The sequence below is a fragment of the Pseudoalteromonas neustonica genome (assembly GCF_001653135.1).
GTDB classification, from domain to species: domain Bacteria; phylum Pseudomonadota; class Gammaproteobacteria; order Enterobacterales; family Alteromonadaceae; genus Pseudoalteromonas; species Pseudoalteromonas neustonica.
This window is the reverse complement of the sequence record NZ_BDDS01000057.1, coordinates 1-1,650: the sequence shown is the minus strand read 5'-3', so window position 1 is coordinate 1,650 and position 1,650 is coordinate 1. Positions and strand designations below refer to the sequence as shown.

Here is a 1,650-nt window from a genome sequence, read left to right as displayed (position 1 = left end):
GTATCAGTGGGATACCCGCAACGCAAGTGAACGAGGATGAAGCGTATAGCTTTACACCAAGCGCACAAGACATGGACGGTGATACGCTGAGCTTTAGCATCACGAACAAGCCAAGTTGGGCAAACTTCGATGCAGCGACAGGTCAGCTTAGTGGCACCCCGACAAATGATGATGTAGGCACGCAAGCAGGCATTGTGATCAGCGTCAGTGATGGCAGTATAAGCACTGCGTTACCAGCCTTTAACTTGGAAGTTATTAATATCAATGACGCCCCAGTTCTATCGGGCACACCGAGTACAACCGTAGCAGAAGACAGTGCGTATTTATTCACGCCAACAATCAGTGATGTTGATAACAGTGTGTTTGTGTTCTCTATCAGTAATAAGCCAAGCTGGCTCAATTTTGATGTTAATACTGGCACGCTCAGCGGTACGCCAGCAGATGAACATGTCGGTATACAGCAAGGGATCGTAATAAGTGCATCAGATGGAACTGCGAGCGTAAGCTTACCGGCCTTTGCAATTGAAGTGACAAACACCAACGATGCACCGGTAGGACAAAATGCAACATTCACATTGAATGAAGCACAAACGCTGACGGTGACAAGTGCCAATGGATTGTTAAATAACGCCACTGATGACGACACCGATAGTGGAGATAGTTTATCTTTGGTCATTGTAAGTGAGCCGCAATTTGGTGAACTCTCAGCGCAAGCGGACGGTAGCTTTAGTTATGCTCATAATGGTGGGGAGGATGTCAGCGACAGCTTTACTTATCAAATCAAAGATAGTTCAGGTGAGTTATCACCTTTATACACCGCAACCCTGACAATCAATGCAATAGCAGATGCACCAGTAGCACAAGATGATACCGCGCAGACCAATGAAGACACTGGTGTAACATTTAGTCTGACCAATAACGACACAGACGCCGAAGGCGATATGGTCGTTGCATCTGCTGCCGTGTTAGTGGCGCCTACAAAAGGTAATGTGACCATTGCCAATGGGGTTGCGACATATACACCTGCGCTAAACGAAACAGGCACTGATAGCTTTACGTATACAGTTAAAGACGCGGCAGGAAATACATCAAATACCGCAACAGTGACCATCGATATTACCCCTGTCAATGATGCACCGGTTGCGGCTACGATAGTAATTAGTACGCAAGAAGATACGGCATCTGACGCGACAGCACTCAAAGCACAAGCTACCGATGTTGAAGATACAATACCAACAGGCGCAATTACCGTGGTTCGCTCGCCAAGTAAAGGGCAAGTGGTTATTGATGAAACCGCAGGGACTTTTGTATACACACCAAATAGTAATGAAGTAGGCCAAGACACCTTCACGTACACCATTGCAGACAGTGATGGTTTAGTATCAAACACCGCAACAGTCACCGTTAACATAGGTGCAGTGAATGACCGCCCGGTTGTTGCGAATGATGCGGTGACTACCGATGAAGACACCGTGACAAGTGTGGCCATTTTAGCGAATGATTCAGACGTTGAAGACCAAGGGTTTAACGGCGCGAATGTATTGTTAGAAGATAAAGGCGATGGCGTCGGTGAATACAGCTTTGCCAGTGTCAGCGTGAATTTAGATGGTAGTTTAGCCATCACGCCAAAAGCGGATATAAATGGCGTTC

General features: G+C 46.7%; 1 protein-coding gene. It reads left to right on the top strand.

What is annotated here, in order from left to right; all coding sequences use genetic code 11:
• Window positions 1–1,650: cadherin-like domain-containing protein (locus tag A7967_RS22050; protein ID WP_157756447.1), on the top strand; the 1,650-nt coding region annotated here is incomplete at both ends.